Here is a 21740-nt window from a genome sequence, read left to right as displayed (position 1 = left end):
AGCGCCAATAAAACAAGGGGAATATTAAAAAAAGGAGGCATTGTAAGAAAATGCCTCCATGTTTTGCTATTTTATCAATCAAATCAGACAGGAACGCCTAAGAAATGAACTGTGCACAATATTATCAACGAGTACGCCGTTACTGCTAAAACTCACGATTATCGAATGCGATTGAGTACCGCAAACATATCTCCCTCTTCACCTTGCAGCGTTAACACATCGCTGTTCAGTGTATATCGAGTGCCGTGTTCACCGTTCTCATAAAGTAACACTAGTTGATCGCCTTCTGTGTAATACACCCCGCGACGAATGACTTCACCACCTTCTTCATCTGATACTCGGAACATGAATATAAAGTCCGGCTGAAGGACTAAATCCATTTTTTGAATGTTACTCGCACGTAGATCGCTTCCAGACAGTTGGGCACTTGACCAGATTCCCGCCAATGCATTTGGCAAGGCCTTAGTGAACATAACACCGTTAAGATTCAGCATGTTGTGATTACTGCTGTACGCGTAAACCTGAGGTTCTGAGGTATTCAAACCCAAAATAATCGTGTCTTCATTGGCGTTATACAAACCTTCCCAATGATCGACACTGTAGTCTTTCTTTTGGATATCGATAGTGAATGAGTAGTTTGAATCAAGAGTGAGCTTGATCGCTCTAAAGTTTTCAGTGCCTTGCTCAGGATCAGGATTCATCAAATACCAATCACCAAGCAGCAAAGGAAGGTCAAAATGAGATAGATTACTATCACTTTTTGATTGTTGGTTACTCGAAGCGACCTCGCTCCCAAAAGCCACAAAACTTAAACAAGATAAAAATAGTAGAATCCATTTCATAAGCGTCCCCTCGTTTTCTTTAAGTTTAGGCACGTAATGAATAGAAAGCGAAAAAATATGATCTAAGTCACTAAATTTTAAGTGCGAAGTAACTTAAATGTCATTATCACTCGAAAAATAATACTTAAGTTTAGTTATTTTTACAGTGTACTTCACAGCCGAAAATCAAATAACAGTGGTTCTGCAGCAAGTTAAAAAGCGAGGAAGCATGCCGTTAACATGACATTATTCGAGGCAAGAACACAGGTACAAAAAAAGCGAGCCTAAGCTCGCTTTTCAAATAGTACGTCTTTAAACAATCACCTTATAACAGGTATTTTGTTTATTTCTTGATCATATCCAGCATGATAGCAACTGATTCATCAAGATAAGCATCCGGGGCTTCGTAGTCTTTTGGAATATCATCCAACGTTTTAAATGCCTCTAACTTAGCGGCTTTTTGACGTTGATTGATACGATCTAGACGAAGCGCATCCGCATCATCGCTCTCTTGCTGACGTACCTTTTCATTCAAAGAAAGGTCGTTATCGTCTTTATCTGCCTTATATTTTTCAATATCTTGCGCGATAAAGCCAAATTCCATGTCTGTTGCGATACGAGCTTCGTGTTTAGCCGTCAACGCTGCGATCTGCTCATCGTTACGCTGTAACACTGAGTACTTCGCTTTGTCGATGCTGTCCCAAGGAAGAGCGTTGTCTTCAACACTTTCACCAGTATCTGCAGGATCAATTGGCGTTGGGTAAGCAATATCAGGTACTACACCCTTGTTTTGCGTACTACCACCATTGATTCGGTAGAATTTTTGGATTGTGTATTGAACGTAGCCTAACTCTTTATCGAACAAATCATAGATATGATTCAAAGAGCGATGTTGTTGCACCGTTCCTTTACCGAAAGAGTTTTCACCTAGAATGATTGCACGACCGTAATCTTGCATCGCTGCCGCAAAGATCTCAGAGGCTGAAGCACTGTAGCGATTGACCAATACCGTTAGTGGACCTTGGTAACTAATTTCGCCATCAGTATCACTGTTCACTTTGACACGACCGTAACTATCACGCACCTGAACAACGGGTCCCTCTTTGATAAACAAACCAGAGAGTTCAGTTGCTTCAGTGAGTGCACCACCACCGTTGTTTCTCAGATCAACAATAATGCCTTCAACACCTTGCCCTTTAAGCTCAGTGATCAGTTTGTCTGTATCTTTAGAAAGACCAACATAGAAGCTTGGTACTTCGAGTACACCAATCTTCTTGCCATCTTTCTCGATAACTTCTGACTTAACAGCGCGGTCTTCTAAACGAATCTTATCGCGTACAATTGTGACAACGTGACTTTTTGCATCTTTACCATCTGGCAGGATCTGTAGCTTAACTTTGGTCCCTTTCGGTCCTTTGATTAATTGCACTACATCGTCTAAACGCCAGCCGATAACATCAACAATCTCTTCGCCATCTTGACCGACACCAACAATACGATCGCCGTCGCTCAATTGTTTGCTGTTTGACGCAGGGCCACCAGCAACGAGAGATCGAATAACGGTGTAGTCGTCAGTCATCTGAAGTACAGCACCAATACCTTCTAGAGATAGATTCATCTCTGATTGGAATTGCTCTGCATTTCTTGGAGAGAGGTAGCTGGTGTGAGGATCAACTTCACGCGCAAATGCGTTCATGTAGATCTGGAAAGCATCTTCATTATGCGATTGCGTGATACGCTTCATCGCATTGTTGTAACGCTTTTCCAAAACTTCTTGAATCTCTGGCCATTCTTTACCAGTAAGTTTTAGATTCAACGCATCGTATTTAACACGCTTCCTCCAAAGCTCATTCACTTCGGCGATATCTTTCGGCCATTCCGCTTCATTGCGATTGAGCTCAATACTTTCATCGGTATCAAACTTAATCTCAGTGTCTAGCAAAGACAGCGCATACTGAAAACGTTCAAAACGCTTCTGCATAGAAAGATTATAAACATCGAAAGCAATCTGGTTATTACCCGCTTTCAGCTGATCATCAATTTGAACAGATGATGAGGAGAAAGAGTCAATATCAGCTTGAGTGAAGATATTACGATTATAATCCAGCATCTCTAAATAACGATTAAAGATAGCTTGAGAGAAATCATCGTTGAGATTGAAGTGTTTATAGTGAGAACGAGTAAATCGAGAAGTAACACGTTTACTAGCAGTTTCGTGTTGGGCCTCAGGAACGAGTAAAGGTAAATCGTCCTGATCTAATTTGGCTTCAAGAGCCTGAGCTGAAGCTGCTAGACAAAAGCTAGCAGCAATCAGTGTCAATTTTGAACGGCATTTCATGCGTAGGAGTATCTCCTTTAAGCGCGCAAGTGCTCCGCTTTAACAACCATTTGTAGGCCGTTTGCTAACTGAACACGCACATCTTCCTTATTGATTTCAACAATGGTCGCAGCCATGTTTCCTTTACCCATGTTCACATTTACTTCTTTGCCAGCGATGAATTCGTCAGCGTTCAAAGCGCGTGTTTCTACAGGCTTTTCTACTTTTGGTGCTTTAGGCGCTTGACGACGAGGCTGTTGAGCTTTCTTCGCCTTAGGTTTCGCTTTGCCTTCTTCACGAGCTTTTTGTGCTTGTTCTTTACGACGAGCCTGAACTTTCGCTTTGCTTTCAGCAAGTGTAGCTTTAGCGTGTTCAACGTGCTCTTCTTCTAGTGTGCCACACGCGTTGCCGTCTAGGTCAACACGTTCTGCGCCAGCTTTTACGCCGTGCAGGTAACGCCATGATGATGTGTACTGTCTTAACGCTGCACGAAGCTGAGTCTTACTTACTTTTTCGTCTTCATTTAGACGTTCAGCAAGATCTTGAAAAATACCAATTTTAAGTGGCTTCGCTTCACCTTCTAGAGTAAAGCATTTAGGGAAACATTCAGCAATATATGCGATAACTTCTTTGCTGTTTTTTAACTTTTCAGTGTTTTCCATGTGGGTTCCTGGTTTTTGCGGTTTTCCGCGAGCATTAAGAAAATATTTTTACGTATTATAGAGAGATGCTTGGGAAAAACCACAGTAAGAGAATAATTTATGCCTTGTTCGCGTGCGAATTAAGCAGCTTTTCCACTTCTGCCATGAAAAATGTCAATCCGTCCTCGTCAATTTGAGAAAAACGGCCAACATTTGGGCTATCGATATCAAGAACACCCGCTATTTTTCCACCAATAGAGAACGGAATTACGATTTCAGAGTTACTTGCAGCGTCACAAGCGATATGACCTTCGAACTCATGAACATCATGAATGCGCTGAACTGTATTCGTCGCAACCGCAGTTCCACACACACCACGCCCTACCGGAATTCGCACACAAGCAGGTTGACCTTGAAAGGGACCCAGTACAAGTTCGTCTTTTTCCTTAGCTTGATCTTGCTTCATTAAATAGAAACCCGCCCAATTCAAGTCATCCAATTCCATGAATAATAATGAACTGATATTAGCAAGATTAGCAGTTAGATCGATTTCTGATTCAATTAATGCAACGGCTTGTTTGGTTAAGCGTTGGTAATGTTCTATTTTCATATTAACTTCCAATTAAATTGAGACTTCCATTATCAAGAGAACGCAGTAGAATGCGACCATCAAACTAAATAGGACTTATTCTCATTACAATGAACGATTCAGAAGACACTATTAGCCGTTCTTGGTTAATAACTCAAGTAAAAAAACACAAGTCCAAATTACTGTTTGCTAACATTATTGCCATACTTGCAACTCTCATCAGTGTCCCTATCCCGTTGCTCATGCCATTAATGGTTGATGAAGTATTACTTGATAAGCCAGCTTCTGGCTTAGATATGATGAACCACCTACTTCCAACATCGTTGCAGACACCCACTGGCTATATTGCACTGACTTTACTGTTAGTCATTATCATGCGTACCGTTAGCCAAGCGTTGAACATTCTACAAGGGCGTCAATTCACGCTCGTCTCCAAAACAATTACCTATCAAATGCGTAGCAAGATGATAGATAAACTTGGCCGTATTAGTATTCGACAATACGAGACCAAAGGCAGCGGCGGCATTAATGCTCACCTAATAACAGACATAGAGACAATCGATAAGTTCATTGGCTCAACGCTCTCTAAGTTCCTCATCAGCTTCTTAACTGTGTTCGGTACCGCGATCGTGTTGTTATGGTTAGAGTGGCGTTTAGGGTTGTTCATTCTACTGGTCAATCCTGTTGTTATTTATTTCTCTCGTAAACTAGGCAGCAAGGTTAAGCACCTTAAAAAGTACGAGAACCAATCTTTCGAACGTTTTCAGAATCGCTTGGTGGAAACCTTAGATGGTATTTACCAACTGCGTGCAGCGAATAAAGAACGCATTTTTCTCGATGAGCTTAAGATTCAAGCAAACCAAGTAAGAATCGATGCCGACAAATACGCTTGGCAATCTGAAGCTGCTGGCCGCGTTTCGTTTCTCCTCTTCTTGTTGGGTTTCGAGCTTTTCCGCGCTGTCGCTATGCTAATGGTTCTATTCAGTGACTTAACCATTGGTCAGATTTTTGCGGTATTTGGTTACTTATGGTTCATGTTGGGCCCGGTTCAAGAGCTGCTAGGGATTCAATTCTCTTGGTATAGTGCAAAAGCGGCACTGCAACGCATCAACGATCTACTTCAATTAGAAGAAGAGAAGCGCCCGATTAGCAAAGTAAACCCGTTTTATGAAGATCAAGAAGTGACAGTCGACATCGAAGACGTTACATTCTCTTACACATTAGAAAACACTGTTTTAAATAGGCTATCACTACACATCCCTGCAGGTAAGAAAGTCGCTTTGGTGGGTGCGAGTGGTGGTGGTAAATCTACCTTAATCCAGTTGCTAATTGGGGTTTACCAAGCGGACTCAGGTTGCATTCGCTATAACGGTGAAACAACCGACGACATCAGCTTTGATGTAATACGTAATCAAATTGCCGTTGTTTTACAACAACCTATACTCTTTAACGATACATTGAGGCATAATCTGACCCTTGGTGCTGAATACGATGAAATGTCGTTGTGGCGTGCGCTTGAAGTCTCTCAAATGCAAGATGTCATCAAGCAACTCAGCAATGGCTTAGATACACAGATTGGTAGGAATGGCGTCCGACTGTCTGGCGGTCAACGACAACGCTTAGCAATAGCTCGTATGGTGCTGAGCAATCCTAAGTTTGTTATTCTTGATGAAGCGACATCTGCACTCGATACAGCAACAGAGTCAGCACTGCATAAAGCGTTGAGCGAGTTTTTGAAAGATCGCACAACTTTGATAGTGGCTCATCGATTATCAGCGGTGAAACAGGCCGATCTAATCTATGTTTTAGAAGATGGGCAAGTCACACAAACGGGAACACATGGTGAATTGGTTGAACAACAAGGACTTTATCAAACACTCTACGGCAGTGTGCAATCGCACGCCTGATGTTTGTAGTCCTAAGCATTTAAGTCGGGCATCGAGCCTAACTGACGTTTCAACTTGGGAGGTCGCGTGACCTCCCCATTCCCCACCAACCCTTTATCAACTCAGCATCAATGCGATAGTAGCTCAGTGCGCCTTTGTCAGGGCTGCGAACTCCCCGTTGATAAAATGGACATCCCTTTAGGGAAATCCGCTTACTGCCCAAGGTGTGGCACTCAGCTTTATAGAGGCGGCACCCCTAGCCTGTCTGGAAACCTAGCAATCGCTGTCACTTGTTTATTGCTATTTATCCCATCGCACTTTTTCGAATTCATCAGTATTCGCTTGATTGGTGTCATGATACCCGCGACTTTACCATCCGGCGTCTTTACCTTAATGGGCGAAGGTTTCCCTTTGCTTGGTTTGCTGATTCTGTTCTGCAGTTCGATCGCTCCGTTGCTTGTATGTAGCTCGGTGCTCATCACCCATGTATCACTGCGTTTTAAGATCTTCACACCCTTTCGCTATGCATTAGCCATTATTCAGACCCTCAAACATTGGATGATGTTGGATGTGTTTCTGGTAAGTTTGGCGGTCTCATGTTTCAAACTGCAAGATTACTCAGATATTTTTGTAGGCCCAGGATTGGTTGGCTTGATTCTTCTGCAACTTTTCAGCGTATTATTGGTAAGCCGTATCAGTGTGCGTCGCTACTGGGAAGCTTGGGCAAAAGAATCTGACTACTCTTTTGCTGAAAGTAAGAACATACACTGTCACAACTGCCACCTATCTCAACCGGATGGACATACTTGCGTGCGTTGTCACCATGACTTATACCACCGCAAGCCCTACTCTATACAGAAGACATGGGCTCTGCTGTTTGCCGCATCAGTGGCTATTGTGCCAGCCAACGTTATTCCGATTTCTATCCTTATAACAAACGGACAAAGGCTAGAAGACACCATAATTTCTGGTGTCGCGTCGCTGATAAATAGCGATATGTACGGCATTGCAGCGATCATTTTTATTGCCAGTATCGTCGTGCCCGTCGCGAAAATACTCGGCCTCGCGTACATCTTAATCTGTATCAAGATGAAGCGCGCCGTTTACCACAGACAACGCATGACCATCTATTTCATTGTGAAATGGGTGGGGAAATGGTCGGTGATGGACCTGTTCGTTATTTCGATCATGATGACCTTGGTCGACCGTGGACAGATTTTAAACTTTACACCAGGTTATGGTGCAGTCGCTTTTGGCGTCGTAGTTGTTCTCACGATGCTGGCAGCGGAAAGCTTAGATCCTAGGCTAATTTGGGATAACTACACCTCTAAAGATGAGTCAGTGAATGAACAACGATAACCAATCACAAACGTCATATTCACCAGAAGTAAGGAAAAACAAAGGCATCTCACCTTTGTGGATTCTACCGATATTAACCGTTGCATTAGCCGGTTGGTTGGTCATGAAATCGATACACGATGCCGGGCAACGTGTGCAGATATACTTCTCAGATGCCGCAGGTTTAGTCGCAGGTCGAACAACGATTCGTTACCAAGGCTTAGAGGTGGGTATGGTGCGTGACATCACCTTGTCCAAAGATTTATCGAGCATCTACGTTGATGCTGACATCTACCCAGAAGCTAAGAAGCTTCTCTCAAAAGGCACTCGTTTTTGGCTTGTGAAGCCAACGGCAAGTTTGTCGGGTATCTCAGGGTTAGACGCTCTTGTTTCAGGTAACTATATTGCTATACACCCGAGCGAAACCAAAGAAGACCCAGAAACCGTTTTCCAAGCCTTAGAATCATCCCCTTCCGACTTACTGGCTTCTGAAGGTTTGAATATTTCACTGACGACCAAAGATCTAGGCGGTGTGTCTGTTGGTTCTCAAATCGTTTACCGCAAAATTCCAATTGGTGAAGTTTACAACTACCAACTAAACGACAACGCTAAATCCGTTACGATTCAAGCGTCGATTAAAGACGAATACAGCCATATCATCACCGACCAAAGCCGCTTTTGGAATGTCAGTGGTTTGGGTGCAAGTATTGGTTTTTCTGGTGTTGATGTTCGCTTAGAAAGCCTAAGTGCATTGCTTGGCGGTTCAATTGCGGTCGACTCTCCGGGAGAAGGCCAACCGGTTGAGATGAATACCAAGTTCAAGCTCTACCCAGATTTGAAAACAGCGGGTCGTGGTATCTCTATCAAGATCGCCGTTCCCGATGATAATAAGATCAGTGCAACGGGTGCTCCGATCATGTATCGAGGAATCGAAATCGGTCAAATCACTGACTTATCCTTAAGTGAAGGGCGCGAAAACGTCGTTGCATCTGCCGCTATCCAGCCTGCATTCAGTGACTTTTTGAATAGCGGCAGTAAATTCGTTCTAGAAGAAGCAGAACTATCGCTTACAGGCATGAAAAATATTGCCAACTTAGTGACAGGTAACTTTTTAACCTTGGTACCGGGTGAAGGTGAAAAAGCACGTCGATTTACTGCGATCCGTAAAAACGAGTTCAGTCAGGAACAAGAAAAGTCGGTCGCGATTCGCTTAACCTCAAACAATTCATTCGGGCTGGATGTCGGTACACAGCTTCTTTACAAAGGTATTGCTGTTGGCTCTATCATCCATGTGGGATTGGTTGATGGTGTTGGGACGGGCTCTGATAAGCACGAAGTGTTCATGGATGCACTTATCGATAATGAATACGCGCACCTTATCAAAAGCCACAACCGTTTCTTTGTGACAGGCAGTGCGACGGCAGAGCTAACCGAGTCAGGCTTGAGTGTTACGGTCCCACCGGCGAAGCAGCTTCTTACTGGCTCAATTAGCTTTGTGAGTGAAGGAAAATCTGAGGCTAGAACGAATTACCAGCTTTTCCAAAGTAAATCGTTAGCAGAAATCGCCAAGTTTAATCAGTCTGGTTCAAAGACGCTTTCGTTGTTTGCGAGTGAACTGCCATCAATTTCTAAAGGCAGCCCACTACTCTACCGCAACCTACAAGTGGGTAGTATTTCTGATTTTCAGCTTGCAGACGGTGGCGTAAGAATTAAGGTCACGATCGAAAATCGTTACACGCACTTACTCAATAAACATACCGTTTTCTGGAACCGTTCAGGCGTTGAAGTTGATGCGTCGCTATCGGGTATAAGTATTAAAGCTGCACCGGTTAAAACCCTTATCCAAGGCGGTATTGCTTTTGACTCTCTGCCGGGAATCGACAACAAACTCGACGATGTGTGGAAGCTTTATAAAGATTCGAAATCCGCTCGAAAATTTGGCCGCGCGATTACCATCACCTCTTCCGGCGATCAAGAAGTCAGCAAGGGCATGGCGATCAAATATCAAGGTGTCACTGTTGGTGAGGTTACTTTGGTGATTCCGAACTTCAACAAGGGCGGTATTGAAATTACTGCGCGTATTTTACCAGAGTACGTCGACAAGATTGCCGTGGCGAACAGTCACTTCTGGTTAGCTGAACCTGAGATTGGCCTTAACGGCATCAAAAACGTCTCTGCGCTGCTCTCTAAGCACATAAATGTAGATCCTGGCAAAGGCGAAAGAAACACGAAATTTAAGCTCAGCAAAGGACCAGTGCAGCCTGAAGGTAAGATATTCCAGCTACAAAGCGAAACGCGAGGCTCGGTATCTGAAGGCACACCTATCCTATTCCGTGAGCTAGAAATCGGCAGTGTTATCGATGTTCAGCTAGGCGAGTTTGCTGACCGTATCATCTCTACAATTCAAATCGAGCCAGACTATGCTTACCTAATCCGCGCAAACACTGTGTTCTGGAACGTATCGGGCGTCGATGTCTCTATCGGTCTGTCAGGCGCAAACATCAAAGCTGGAACGGTAGACAGTTTATTACGAGGTGGTATTACATTCTCAACGCCACCGGCGAATGAACTTCAACCAGTGGCAAGCGAAGATCAGTCTTTCTACCTCTATCCTAAAGCCGAAGATGAGTGGAAGTCATGGAGAACTGCGATTCCTCGCCCATAGTGAATCCCCTGACATTCCAGGAAGATTAATTCTTCATCAAAATGCAGCCATTAGGCTGCATTTTTGTTGTTTGCTGTAAATATGGTTTAGGGCGGCCTCATTTTGCTTTAAACTCCACGCATTAATGCAATAAATCGAGATACTCTTTTGCACGCTAACGTATATATTCCTGAAGAATTCCTAACGCACATCGAAGCAATCATGCCTAGTCATCTAGATATGGCTTCTTTTGTCGCATCATGCCAAAAACCACTTCGTAAAAGTATTCGACTCAACACATTGAAAATCAGTGTTGAAGACTTCCTAGTACGAGCAAAAGAGAAAGGCTGGGAACTGGAACCTGTACCTTGGTGTGAAACGGGCTTTTGGATTACAGCGGACGAAAGTGAAGCGCCACTAGGTAATACGGCAGAACACATGTCTGGTCTTTTCTACATCCAAGAAGCCAGCTCGATGATGCCACCCTCGGCACTTTTCCAAGGCGAAGCTGATTACCAAGCGGTGCTAGACACTGCGGCTGCACCCGGCTCTAAAACAACGCAAATCGCTGCGCTAATGAATAATCGCGGTGTATTGGTTGCCAATGAGTATGCAGCAAGCCGTGTGAAAGTCCTTCACGCTAACATCGAACGTTGTGGCGTTCGTAATGCCGCTCTAAGTAACTTTGACGGTCGAGTTTTTGGTGGTTGGTTACCAGAACAGTTTGATGCTGTGTTGCTAGACGCACCCTGCTCTGGCGAAGGCACCATTCGTAAAGATGCCGATGCGATGAAGAACTGGACGTATCAATCAGTGGTCGACATTGCCGACACGCAAAAAGATCTGATTGAAAGTGCATTCCATGCTCTTAAACCTAATGGTGTTTTGGTTTACTCAACGTGTACGCTTAGCACCGAAGAGAACCAACAAGTGTGTCATCACCTAAAAGAAACCTTTGGTGATGCGGTTGAATTCGAATCTCTGGAATCACTATTCGACAACGCAAAAGCAACCACGACAGAAGAAGGCTTTCTTCACATCTTCCCACAGGTCTATGACTCTGAAGGTTTCTTTGTTGCACGTATCCGTAAACTAGCGTCTGTTACTCCACCAGAAGTTAAAAAACGTATGGGTAAATTCCCATTTGAAAAAGCATCAAAGAAAACTCAGCAAGAAGTCGCTGAACAACTAATGAGTACTCTCGATATCGAATTGCCAAGCGATACTCAGGTTTGGATTCGCGACAAAGACGTTTGGCTATTCCCAGAAGCGCTAGAGCCGATGATCGGTGAGTTCCGTTTTTCTCGCATGGGAATCAAGATCGCTGAAACCCATAAAAAAGGTTACCGCTGGCAGCACCAAGTAGCGACAACGCTCGCAACAGGTAATGAAGCTAATGTTGTAGAGCTTAGTATTGAAGATGCTCGTGAATGGTTCATGGGCCGCGATGTTCGCCCTGAAAACTTGTCAGGAAAAGGTGAAGTACTAGTGAAGTACAATGGTGCAATCATCGGCCTTGGTAAGTGGGTTGGCAACCGAGTGAAGAACGGTTTACCACGCGAACTCGTGCGCGATAAGAACCTTTTCTAAAAGCGTTCGCACTGAATACACCTTAATAAACAAAAAGCCCAAACAACGTTAATTGTTTGGGCTTTTTCTATTCTATCGGCCATATAAGTCAGTGTGCGAGCGCTTGTAAATCAACAGCTAATTATATAAATATCAATTCAAGTCACTATTTCCAAAAAGAAAAATTGCACTTTAGAGAATCTAAACTAGACTTCAATCTAACAGTCAAAAGATTAAAACGATTAGCGTAGGCTCTTCGGAGCCCTTTCCCCTAAGCCCAAACAGGAAGGTTTGGGCTTTTTTTTTGACCGAAAGGACCGCTTACTTAACTAAGCTGATACCTTCTTTGTCGATAGTGATCTTGCCAGATTTGTATAGACCACCAATTGTCTTCTTGAACGTACCTTTGCTGGTTCTGAATGCAGAGAAAATAACTTCAGGAGAAGACTTATCATTCAAAGGCAGGTAACCGCCTTTCTTCTCAAGCAGGTCAAGAACCTTAGTGCTTAGGTCATCCATCTTAGCCACACCAACCTTCTGAAGAGACAAATCAATCTTACCGTCTTCTTCACGAACGTTTTTAATGTAGCCTTTTAGTGTTTTACCAATGAACAGCTTACCGATGATGTCAGATGGGAAAATCATACCCCAGTGTTCACCGTTCACGATCGCTTTGTAACCTAACTGGCTGCGCTCAGCGATAATGAGATCGACTTGCTCATTTTGCTTATAAGTCGCAGGCGTGTTGTCTAACCATTTGTTGAACTTCGTTGTACCAACGATACGGCTCGATGCTTTATCGATATACACATATACTAAGATTGACTGACCTTCGTTTAAACGGCCACGTTGCTCGCTGAAAGGAACAAGAAGGTCTTTACCTTTCACGCCCCAGCTCATGAATGCACCAGTGCTGTTAACACCTTCAACCGTCATCAAACCAAACTGGCCTACTTGAGCTATTGGTTTTTCAGTCGTTGCAGCGATCTGGTTGTCAGAATCTATGTATAAGAAAACATCTAGCTTTTGACCAATTTCAACACCTTCAGGAGTAAATCGTTTCGGCAGCAACACGGTTCCATAGTCGCTCGCGTCAAGGAATACACCGAAGTCTGCTTGTTTTACTACTTCTAAGTTGTTTATTTGACCAATATTAATCATCAAGGTTGTCTCTACTTTAAATTTGGCGGAGATTATACGTGATCTCTGATATGCTTTCGCTAGTTTCATTCATATTTTTACATTCTAGGAGACATCGTTGATCACCGTTGATAAACAAGATGCGATAACACTTAAAATTAACCATGCCATGGCTAAGACCAAAAAGCTCGACATGGACGTTTATCTATTCATTCCCGGTGAACTTGGACTGACTCCTGAAGTGCTTTCTGAAAGTGCCTTTTTCTACAGCTCAATCACTCAAAAACGTGCCTACTATAGTGACAAAACACTTTTACCTTTGGTACACAGTCGCTTGGCAAAACGTGGACGCTTATCTACAACACAGTATCGTGTCAGTTTGAGTCTGTTTGCCTACCAATATGTTATCGCGTTAGATAAAGCAGTCAGCAGCTTAAATAAAACTGATAGTGACGACGTAACGGCTGATGAAGTAGATGAAGTCATTGAATTGGCTTTAGATATCTTGAAGAAGCTACGCCGAAGCATCCCTTACGAAGAAAATCTCAAGCGCTACTACGCTAATATCGATAACTACCTATCTTGGTATACCGAGCAAAAGTTCCTATCGCTAGTTTCACACATGCCACGAGGTAGTGAGTATTCAACGATTAAAGAACGACTCTTAACGCTTTGTGATAAAGAGACCGCGCACCGTAAACTGAACCGCTACAACTCAGCAAGAGTTCGAGAGGACGTTACCCGCTTGAGTAACAAGATGCGTTTGCTGCGTCGTTTGATTGAACACCCTATCGTGCTTAAAGAAAAGACAACGTCGATGGGTAAGAACGTTAAGCGTGCCGTGAAAGGCATCGCGACCGGTTTGGTGATGGTTGTCGTGACCACTACTGTGATCTTGGCTCGTGACTTTCTTGGTGAGATTACCGCCTCTTTCATCGTGGCAATGTCTTTCATTTACGCACTGCGTGAGATCTTTAAAGATGACTTGAGAGACATCCTTTGGCGCTGGCTGCGTAAAGGCAAGCCAAAATGGAAGCGTCGTTACTATGATCCAACGACCAACAAGTCAGTAGGCCATAAACTGGAATGGTTGGACTACGCAAATTTTTCTAAGCTTGCAGATCGCATTCAGTCGATCCGTAAAAAGCGTGTGGTACAACGTGAAGAGCAAATCTTGCATTACCGCTCTCATACTGAGATGTCGACATCGACCTTTATGAGTGGTTATGAGGAGACTCGTGAAACGTTATCGATCAGCCTAAGAGCGCTGACACGGTTGATGGATAAAGGCTCAAACAAGATCTACCGCTTGAATGAAGGACAAGTGAGCCGCGAATCAGTAGAAAAGCGTCATCTTCTCAACCTGATCATTAAAGAGAACAACCATGATAACGAACCAACCTACTACCGTTGGAAGATCGTTATGAACCGTTCAAAAATAGTTGATATTGAGCAGATCACTCAAGAGTCATAGAGCCGTTATAAAGTTCTCTATAACGGTATGTGGAAACCATTCACATACCGTTGTTTTATCTCTTCAACGTTACCCATGACTTCTAAACCAAAATCTATTATTTAATCGCTATTTTCTTGAAGGGACTTTCTTAATTGAAAGCGTAAGCGTGAACTCCGCCATCGGCTCGTCACCATGTAAAGATGGGCAAGTCGCGATAATGGTTACGGGTTGATTGACCCGTTCTCCGGTCGACATGGTTTCTGCCAGCATAGTGTTGATCAGCTCACCGTCGTTACAAGTGAAATGCACATCACCTTCAGGGCGCTTCAAAAAGTTACCCGTCACCTCTTTAAAAGCCAACGAGATCTTTTCACCTTGCTGCTGAGATTTGCTCATCGCAAGAAACCCACCCGCGACATCCGCACCTACAGCCAAAACGCCAAAGTACATACTGTTAAGGTGATTCTTAGTACGCCTTCTAAGCGGGATTTTCACTTCAACATGTTGGTTGTCCAACGCGAGTAGTTTTGGTCGGCACAACCAGATAAGTGGGACTTTGAAAAAGCCAAACATGCTTAAGTAGAAATTTGCTTTTTGTAGAGGGGTCAACATTCGAATTACCTAGCCAAGTTAGTCATCAGACCAGTTAATCGACTAGCGATAAGAATGTCAAAAAAATGTTACAAAAAAGAGATATCATCGCACAATGATATCTCTTTCATTCTCAAAGCATTAGCGCCTTAAGTCGGCTTATCAGGCAAGCTAATCGATTTACGCAGTCACGACCGTTTCAACACCTTCAAGGTCAGCAATGTAACCTTGTAGACGTGGATAATCGACTAAACCTTGCGTAACTAGCAGCACTGGCTTCTTCGCGTTCAGGGTTGCTTTAACAATCATATCCAACAAGGTAATAACCGCTTCGTTTTGTGGATCAAAAGCGTGTTGCTGAGCTTCATTGTGTTTGTCTACGCCTAAAGTGAAAGACGCTAAGCTATCAACGTTTACCACTACACCATCGAAGTAATGCAGTAAACGTTCGCTCAGTAGCACTGCAGACGGCACATCGCACGAGAACAGTACTTTCAAACCGTTAAGGCCGCGTGGTAGCCCTTGCTCGGCAAGCAGGTCAATAATCTTAGCGGCATCGCTTAATGTTCGTACATAAGGCACAACCACTTCAACGTTAATACCCTGCTCACGCAATGTTTTAATGACCTGACACTCTAAAGCGAAAGCCTTGCTGTATTCTGGTGTTGCATAGCGAGCAACGCCACGAACGCCTAGTGCTGGGTTAATCTCTTCAGCTTCACAGTTCCCGCCAAGTAGCGAACGGAAGCCATAGCTGTCTGCACTACTTAATGCGATACGAACAGAAGTGTGATTTGGCTGAACGGCAGCTTGAATGGCAATCACTAAGGTCGAAACAAAATGCTCATCGACAGTTTTATCGCCAAGGATCGCATCTAAAGACGTTTTTTCAATATCAGTCAAAGTATCTAAGTGACTCTCGATACTTGGGTGATAAAAGACACGATCCATCACCAATTCTGATAGTGAAACGTATAAGTGGTTGGAATTATTATTATCGTTATAAGAAGGCAGCACATCACCTAAGACAAGTTCTGGGTGCAAAGTGCTTTGATTTTCTTGAGTCATTGCTGCTCCAGCATTTTTATGTTGTGTTCAAACGAAAATACCGATAGCTGCCTGTTAATACAAGTGAAAATCCCTTATTTGACGCTGGCCTGCTGATAAAAATAAGAATATTAGCAATAACTGAGATAACTTTGACTCAATAGAGTTTATTCCTCTGTTCAATTCCGTTATCTTAACCACTTCGCAATAGAATAAAAAAGCTATCACATGCCATTAAAAACTGATGAGTTGAGAACCCAAGCTCTGGGTCCTATGCCAACTCCTGCCGAACTAGGCAATGCACACCCTATTACTGACGACGTTGCTGAGCGCATTAAAAATTCTCGCCGCCAAATCGAAGATATCCTAACTGGTCGTGATAACCGCCTATTAGTTATCGTAGGCCCTTGCTCTGTTCACGATACAGATGCGGCACTTGATTACGCTGAGCGCCTAAGCAAAATTCAAGACCAGTACAAAGATGAACTGTTCGTTGTAATGAGAACCTACTTCGAGAAGCCTCGTACTGTTGTAGGTTGGAAGGGTTTGATTACAGATCCTAACCTTGATGGTTCATACGCACTTGAAACAGGCTTGAACAAAGCTCGTAAGCTTCTGCTAGATATCAACAAGCTTGGCCTAGCTACCGCGACTGAATTCCTTGATATGATCACAGGTCAGTACATTGCAGACCTTATCACTTGGGGTGCGATTGGCGCTCGTACAACTGAATCTCAGATTCACCGTGAAATGGCTTCTGCACTGTCTTGCCCTGTTGGCTTCAAGAACGCGACCAACGGCAACATCAAGATTGCTATCGATGCAATTCGTGCAGCACATGCTTCACACTACTTCTACTCTCCAGATAAGAACGGCCGCATGACGGTTTACCGTACTTCTGGCAACCCATACGGTCACGTTATTCTACGTGGTGGTGATAAAGGCCCTAACTTCGACGCTGAATCTGTAGATACTGCATGTAAGCAACTGGCTGAATTCGATCTACCTCAACGTTTGGTTGTAGACTTTAGCCACGCTAACTGTCAGAAGCAACACCGTAAGCAGTTAGAAGTTGCACAAGACATTTGTGAGCAAATTAAATCTAACAAGAACCAAATTGCAGGCATTATGGCAGAGAGCTTCATTATTGAAGGCAACCAGCCAATGACAGACATTAACAACCTAGAATATGGCAAGTCGATTACTGACCCATGCCTAAGCTGGGAAGATACTGCAACAATGCTAGACATGCTTGCAACAGCAATTAAAGATAGAAACTTAGCTTAAGGAAACAACACAATGCCATCATTTGACATTATCTCTGAAGTAGAAGCAGTAGAACTGCGTAACGCAGTAGACAACGCAAACCGTGAACTATCGACTCGTTTCGATTTCCGCGGCGTTGACGCAAGCTTTGATTACAAAGATGAATCAGTAAAATTGACTGCTCAAGACGATTTTCAACTGAAGCAAATGCGCGATATCCTTCGCAGCAACCTAACGAAGCGTAATGTTGATCCTAACGCGATGGAAGCGAAAGCGGCAGACCAAACAGGTCGCACTTGGCACCAAACGGTTATCTTTAAGCAAGGCATTGAAACTGATGTCGCTAAGAAGATCGTTAAGCTAATCAAAGACAACAAAGTTAAAGTTCAAGCTTCTATCCAAGGCGACAAAGTTCGTGTTACTGGTAAGAAGCGTGATGACCTACAAGCTGTTATGGCTCTAGTTCGCGGCGGTGAACTTGGTCAACCTTTCCAGTTTGACAACTTCCGCGACTAATTTTTGAGTTTGAGCGACCGCCTATTTGGGTTACTCATTCATCAGCACAATGCCGTGTTTGAAATAGCAAAAAGCCACTTCTTTAAGGGAAGTGGCTTTTTATTTATCTGGTCCAGCTTTAGTTTTATTCCGAGCCTCTAGCCGATTTCAAACAACCAGAAAGCTCTCATTTCAACTAGAAGCAATTACCTCAACTGAGTACTTGGGCTGCTGACAATTTTAGATCTTTGCCGACCAACAGATTAAACTCTACGCTTGCTGGTGGAATAAACACACACACTCGTAATTTCTCTGCTCTTGCTTGCTCAAGCTTTGTTGATAGCTCTCCGCTGTTGGCGTAGCTCTCTCTTTCTGCATCTCGGCGGCACAGGTCGATAAATTCAAATGGACAATCGCTCGGTGAAAGTACGAGCTCTGCCTCCTGCATCAAACGTAAAGCCTTCATAGACAACAGCTCGACATCTTGCTCGAATTCAATCCAAGTGACCTGCCCTTCGCTATCAATGCCTTCGGTTAGCGCTTGCTGGTAGTAAGACTCTAACTGCTCTCTGTCATTCACCTGCTCGATAAAGCTGGATGACAAGAAACGCTCCCAAAATTTACGACGCTCGTCGACGGTTGGGAATGACTCTTTGATTGAATTGCGTTTTGATGCACCGAAGTCTGCTATCAAACCTATGTTTTGTGGCAATACCGTTTCGAGTTTTTCTCTGATATTTCTTACTAAAACAGGTGATGCCCCGCCACTAGAGATGGCAATTTGGATTCTGCCGCGATTTATCATCGAAGGTGTGATGAAGTCGCAGTAAGGAAGATCGTCAACCACATTGACTAAAATGCCCAGTTTTTTCGCATCATTATACACTTGGTGATTCAAGCTTGGGTTGTCTGTTGTGGCCCAAACCTGCAAGTAATTTTTCGATATGATCTGTGACGAGTAAAAGTTTTGAACCCAGTGAAGCTTGTTCTCGTCCACAAGCTGCTTTAAGTAAGGCGCTACCTTGGGAGACACCAAAGTCACATCCGCTCCCGCTCGTAGTAAGCTATCGACTTTACGGCAAGCAACCTCACCCCCACCAACCACTAAGATTGGCTTATTTTCTACATCCAAAAACATTGGGAAATAACGCATGTTCTTCCTTGAGACTACTTCAATAACTATTCAGCCATGCTACCAAATTTGGAGCATATTCATAACTATCGAAGTGTAATAAAAATATTTATTGACCAAATTTCAACATTTCTTAAGTTTAATATTTCATCATTGTGATGTTTATTCAGAATATTTATCTAGTCGATTATCAATATAAAAATCTAAATCTCGTTGCACCAACAGTGTGAACCGTTGCACTATTTACATTCACTTAACATTTGGTCATTCTAATTGTGTTCGGATTTGTGATTTCATTCAAAATTCTTTTTAAATTATACATTTGTGAAACTACGGATCCTTTCCTAACCTTATAAACAGTTGTTTAAATCGCACACAGTTTCATTTGCAAAATGCAACTCGTTTAATTTGAACAACAAGGTCATAGAAAACGCAACACATAAGAGAAACTCAAACGAGCACGAGTATCAGGTGTCACCTGGTTAACAAGGAAGGATACAAATGACAAATAAACTAACACTTCTTGCTTCAGTAGTAGCTGCATCAACTGCGATGATGGCAACATCGGCATCAGCGGCAGAAAGCACTCTGGACAAAGTCACATCTCAAGGTTTTCTAACTTGTGGTGTAAGTACCGGTCTTCCAGGGTTCTCTAACCCTAACTCAAAAGGTGAATGGGAAGGAATTGATGTTGAGTATTGTCAAGCTCTTGCAGCGGCTGTACTCGGTGACAAGACTAAAGTTAAGTATGTACCTCTAACAGCAAAAGAGCGTTTTACTGCGCTTCAATCTGGCGAAATCGACGTACTATCTCGTAACACAACATGGACATTACATCGTGACACTGCTCTAGGTCTGAACTTCGTAGGCGTTAACTACTACGATGGTCAAGGCTTCATGGTTAAGAAAGAACTTGGCCTAACAAGTGCTCAAGAGCTTGATGGCGCTTCTGTATGTGTTCAATCAGGTACAACAACTGAACTTAACCTAGCCGATTACTTCCGTAACAGTGGCATGTCTTACAAGCCAGTGGTATTCGATACGGCAGCACAAACATCGAAAGGTTTCGACGCAGGTCGTTGTGACGTACTAACAACTGACCAATCTGGTCTATACGCACTTCGCCTAAACCTAGCTGATCCTAAATCTGCAGAAGTACTTCCTGAAATCATCTCTAAAGAGCCTCTAGGCCCTGTTGTTCGTCAAGATGATGATCAATGGTTTAACGTTGCTAAGTGGACACTTTCAGCAATGATTAACGCGGAAGAATACGGCATCTCCTCTAAAAATGCAGACGAAATGCTTAAGTCAAAAGATCCAAACATCAAACGTATTCTTGGTGTAGACGGTCCTAAAGGTAAAGGCCTTGGCATTCGCGACGACTGGGGTTACCAAGTAATTAAGCAAGTTGGTAACTACGGTGAGAGTTTTGAGCGTACTGTTGGTACAGGTTCTCCACTTCAAATCTCTCGTGGTGTAAATGCATTATGGAATGCGGGCGGCTTTATGTACGCTCCACCAATCCGTTAATAAATTTTCAAGCATCAATTAGGGCGGAGTTTTCCGCCCTATTTATTAAATGGATTTGAGGTTATAGTAGTATGAAACCTAATGAAACTATTTCTCCAGCTCAGGCAAAGCCACAGCCCAAAAGTGCCAACTTATTTTACAACCCCACTTTTCGCTCCATCATTTTCCAAATTATCGCCGTCGGGGCGCTTTGTGCTTTCTTTTACACGATTGTAAATAATGCACTCACAAACTTAGATTCCCGTGGTATCACCACTGGTTTTGATTTTCTCTCACAAGAAGCTGGTTTTGGTATCGGCTTAACACTGATTGAATACGACGAGACCTACTCATACGGTCGTACATTCTTTATCGGTCTTCTCAATACCGCTTTGGTTTCAGTACTCGGCATCATGCTAGCTACAGTGCTGGGCTTTAGTATGGGTATCGCTAGACTCTCTTCAAACTGGCTAGTTAGCCGATTTGCAGCTGTCTACATTGAGATATTCCGAAATATCCCTCTGCTATTACAAATCTTTTTCTGGTATTTCGCCGTTCTACAAGCCTTGCCTTCTGCTCGTCAAAGTATGAGTCTAGGTGAAGCAATTTTCTTGAACGTACGCGGGTTGTACTTCCCTGCTCCAGTCTTTGAGCAAGGCAGTAGCATTGTCATCGCATCATTGATTGTCGGTATTATCGCTACGTTTATTATCAACATCTGGGCTAAGAACAGACAGAAACTGACCGGCCAACAAACACCGATGTTGCGAATTGCCGCTGCGTTGATTTTAGGCTTACCGTTGATAACTTACTTTGTTATGGGCATGCCTATCTCTGCAGATTACCCTGTGTTGAAAGGGTTTAACTTCAAGGGTGGTGTTACGATAATCCCTGAGCTTGCTGCATTGATGCTCGCTTTAAGTATCTATACAGCAGCGTTCATTGCTGAGATTGTTCGTTCAGGTATTAACGCGGTAAACCATGGGCAAACTGAGGCTGCGATGTCTCTAGGCATCCCACGTTCTAGAACTCTAAAGCTTGTCATTATTCCACAAGCATTAAGAATCATTATCCCACCACTAACCAGTCAGTATCTAAACCTGACCAAAAACTCATCACTTGCGATGGCCATTGGTTATCCTGATCTTGTCTCTGTATTTGCAGGAACAACACTTAACCAAACTGGACAAGCTATCGAAGTAATCGCGATGACAATGGGCGTCTACCTAACCTTGAGCCTATTAACGTCCGCTCTAATGAACATATACAACCGCAAAGTAGCATTGGTGGAGAGATAAG

General features: G+C 43.3%; 17 protein-coding genes. 9 read left to right on the top strand and 8 right to left on the bottom strand.

What is annotated here, in order from left to right; genetic code table 11:
• Positions 1-158: 158 nt before the first annotated feature.
• The 4 genes from AB6E78_RS00395 to AB6E78_RS00380 form a co-directional block, all read right to left on the bottom strand.
• Positions 159-842, bottom strand: coding sequence for a hypothetical protein (locus AB6E78_RS00395; protein ID WP_017068918.1), 684 nt, complete (start codon positions 840-842; stop codon positions 159-161).
• 322 nt (positions 843-1164) lie between these two features.
• Complete coding sequence (gene prc, locus AB6E78_RS00390; RefSeq protein WP_372132235.1) at positions 1165-3159, bottom strand: carboxy terminal-processing peptidase; 1995 nt, start codon at positions 3157-3159, stop codon at positions 1165-1167.
• A gap of 17 nt (positions 3160-3176) precedes the next feature.
• Positions 3177-3800: an RNA chaperone ProQ gene (proQ, locus tag AB6E78_RS00385; protein ID WP_017057223.1), complete on the bottom strand. Its 624-nt coding sequence runs from the start codon at positions 3798-3800 to the stop codon at positions 3177-3179.
• Positions 3801-3897: 97 nt separating this feature from the next.
• Positions 3898-4389, bottom strand: a complete 492-nt coding sequence (locus AB6E78_RS00380) for a GAF domain-containing protein (protein ID WP_057622357.1) — start codon at positions 4387-4389, stop codon at positions 3898-3900.
• An 89-nt stretch (positions 4390-4478) separates the two neighbouring features.
• Between AB6E78_RS00380 and AB6E78_RS00375 the strand changes: the two genes are divergently transcribed.
• The 4 genes from AB6E78_RS00375 to rsmF all read left to right on the top strand — a co-directional run bounded on the left by AB6E78_RS00375 (position 4479) and on the right by rsmF (position 11826).
• Positions 4479-6275, top strand: coding sequence for an ABC transporter ATP-binding protein (locus AB6E78_RS00375; protein WP_102432715.1), 1797 nt, complete (start codon positions 4479-4481; stop codon positions 6273-6275).
• Positions 6276-6329: 54 nt separating this feature from the next.
• Positions 6330-7613, top strand: coding sequence for a paraquat-inducible protein A (locus AB6E78_RS00370; RefSeq protein WP_048660782.1), 1284 nt, complete (start codon positions 6330-6332; stop codon positions 7611-7613).
• A complete protein-coding gene (locus AB6E78_RS00365; protein WP_372132240.1) occupies positions 7600-10257 on the top strand; it encodes an MlaD family protein in 2658 nt (885 codons plus the stop codon). The genes AB6E78_RS00370 and AB6E78_RS00365 overlap by 14 nt, the downstream gene beginning before the upstream one ends.
• Before the next feature lie 147 nt (positions 10258-10404).
• A complete protein-coding gene (gene rsmF / locus AB6E78_RS00360; RefSeq protein WP_372132243.1) occupies positions 10405-11826 on the top strand; it encodes a 16S rRNA (cytosine(1407)-C(5))-methyltransferase RsmF in 1422 nt (473 codons plus the stop codon).
• A 300-nt stretch (positions 11827-12126) separates the two neighbouring features.
• Here rsmF and AB6E78_RS00355 read toward each other — a convergent pair whose 3' ends face one another.
• Positions 12127-13035 carry a S1 RNA-binding domain-containing protein gene (locus AB6E78_RS00355; RefSeq protein ID WP_017059694.1) on the bottom strand — a complete coding sequence of 303 codons (909 nt, stop codon included), beginning with the start codon at positions 13033-13035 and terminating at the stop codon, positions 12127-12129.
• A 28-nt stretch (positions 13036-13063) separates the two neighbouring features.
• Here AB6E78_RS00355 and AB6E78_RS00350 point away from each other — a divergent pair, with 28 nt between their 5' ends.
• Positions 13064-14419 (top strand): hypothetical protein, encoded by a 1356-nt coding sequence (locus AB6E78_RS00350; RefSeq protein ID WP_017063834.1) that lies wholly within the window; start codon positions 13064-13066, stop codon positions 14417-14419.
• 108 nt (positions 14420-14527) lie between these two features.
• On the opposite strand, the gene AB6E78_RS00345 is transcribed toward AB6E78_RS00350, so the two are convergent.
• Together AB6E78_RS00345 and AB6E78_RS00340 are read right to left on the bottom strand one after the other, a co-directional pair.
• Positions 14528-15013 (bottom strand): PaaI family thioesterase, encoded by a 486-nt coding sequence (locus AB6E78_RS00345; RefSeq protein WP_017059696.1) that lies wholly within the window; start codon positions 15011-15013, stop codon positions 14528-14530.
• Positions 15014-15172: 159 nt separating this feature from the next.
• Positions 15173-16060 carry a putative PEP-binding protein gene (locus AB6E78_RS00340; protein WP_136974300.1) on the bottom strand — a complete coding sequence of 296 codons (888 nt, stop codon included), beginning with the start codon at positions 16058-16060 and terminating at the stop codon, positions 15173-15175.
• A gap of 207 nt (positions 16061-16267) precedes the next feature.
• On the opposite strand from AB6E78_RS00340, the gene AB6E78_RS00335 reads away from it, so the two are divergent.
• Both AB6E78_RS00335 and AB6E78_RS00330 read left to right on the top strand, forming a co-directional pair.
• Positions 16268-17326 (top strand): 3-deoxy-7-phosphoheptulonate synthase, encoded by a 1059-nt coding sequence (locus AB6E78_RS00335; RefSeq protein ID WP_017059698.1) that lies wholly within the window; start codon positions 16268-16270, stop codon positions 17324-17326.
• 12 nt (positions 17327-17338) lie between these two features.
• A complete protein-coding gene (locus tag AB6E78_RS00330) occupies positions 17339-17821 on the top strand; it encodes a YajQ family cyclic di-GMP-binding protein (protein WP_017063832.1) in 483 nt (160 codons plus the stop codon).
• Positions 17822-18011: 190 nt separating this feature from the next.
• Here the strand turns inward: AB6E78_RS00330 and AB6E78_RS00325 are convergent, their stop codons facing one another.
• On the bottom strand, positions 18012-18953 hold the full coding sequence (locus tag AB6E78_RS00325; RefSeq protein WP_017059700.1) for a bifunctional precorrin-2 dehydrogenase/sirohydrochlorin ferrochelatase: 942 nt from the start codon (positions 18951-18953) through the stop codon (positions 18012-18014).
• A gap of 480 nt (positions 18954-19433) precedes the next feature.
• Between AB6E78_RS00325 and AB6E78_RS00320 the strand changes: the two genes are divergently transcribed.
• Positions 19434-20462 carry an amino acid ABC transporter substrate-binding protein gene (locus tag AB6E78_RS00320; protein WP_017059701.1) on the top strand — a complete coding sequence of 343 codons (1029 nt, stop codon included), beginning with the start codon at positions 19434-19436 and terminating at the stop codon, positions 20460-20462.
• Between the two features lie 71 nt (positions 20463-20533).
• Positions 20534-21739, top strand: coding sequence for an amino acid ABC transporter permease (locus tag AB6E78_RS00315; protein WP_017063829.1), 1206 nt, complete (start codon positions 20534-20536; stop codon positions 21737-21739).
• Position 21740: the final 1 nt, after the last annotated feature.

The sequence above is a fragment of the Vibrio sp. 10N.247.310.98 genome, assembly GCF_041467395.1.
GTDB classification, from domain to species: Bacteria; Pseudomonadota; Gammaproteobacteria; order Enterobacterales; family Vibrionaceae; genus Vibrio; species Vibrio crassostreae_C.
Note: the sequence above shows the minus strand (reverse complement) of the source record. Positions and strands in the feature narration are given on the sequence as shown.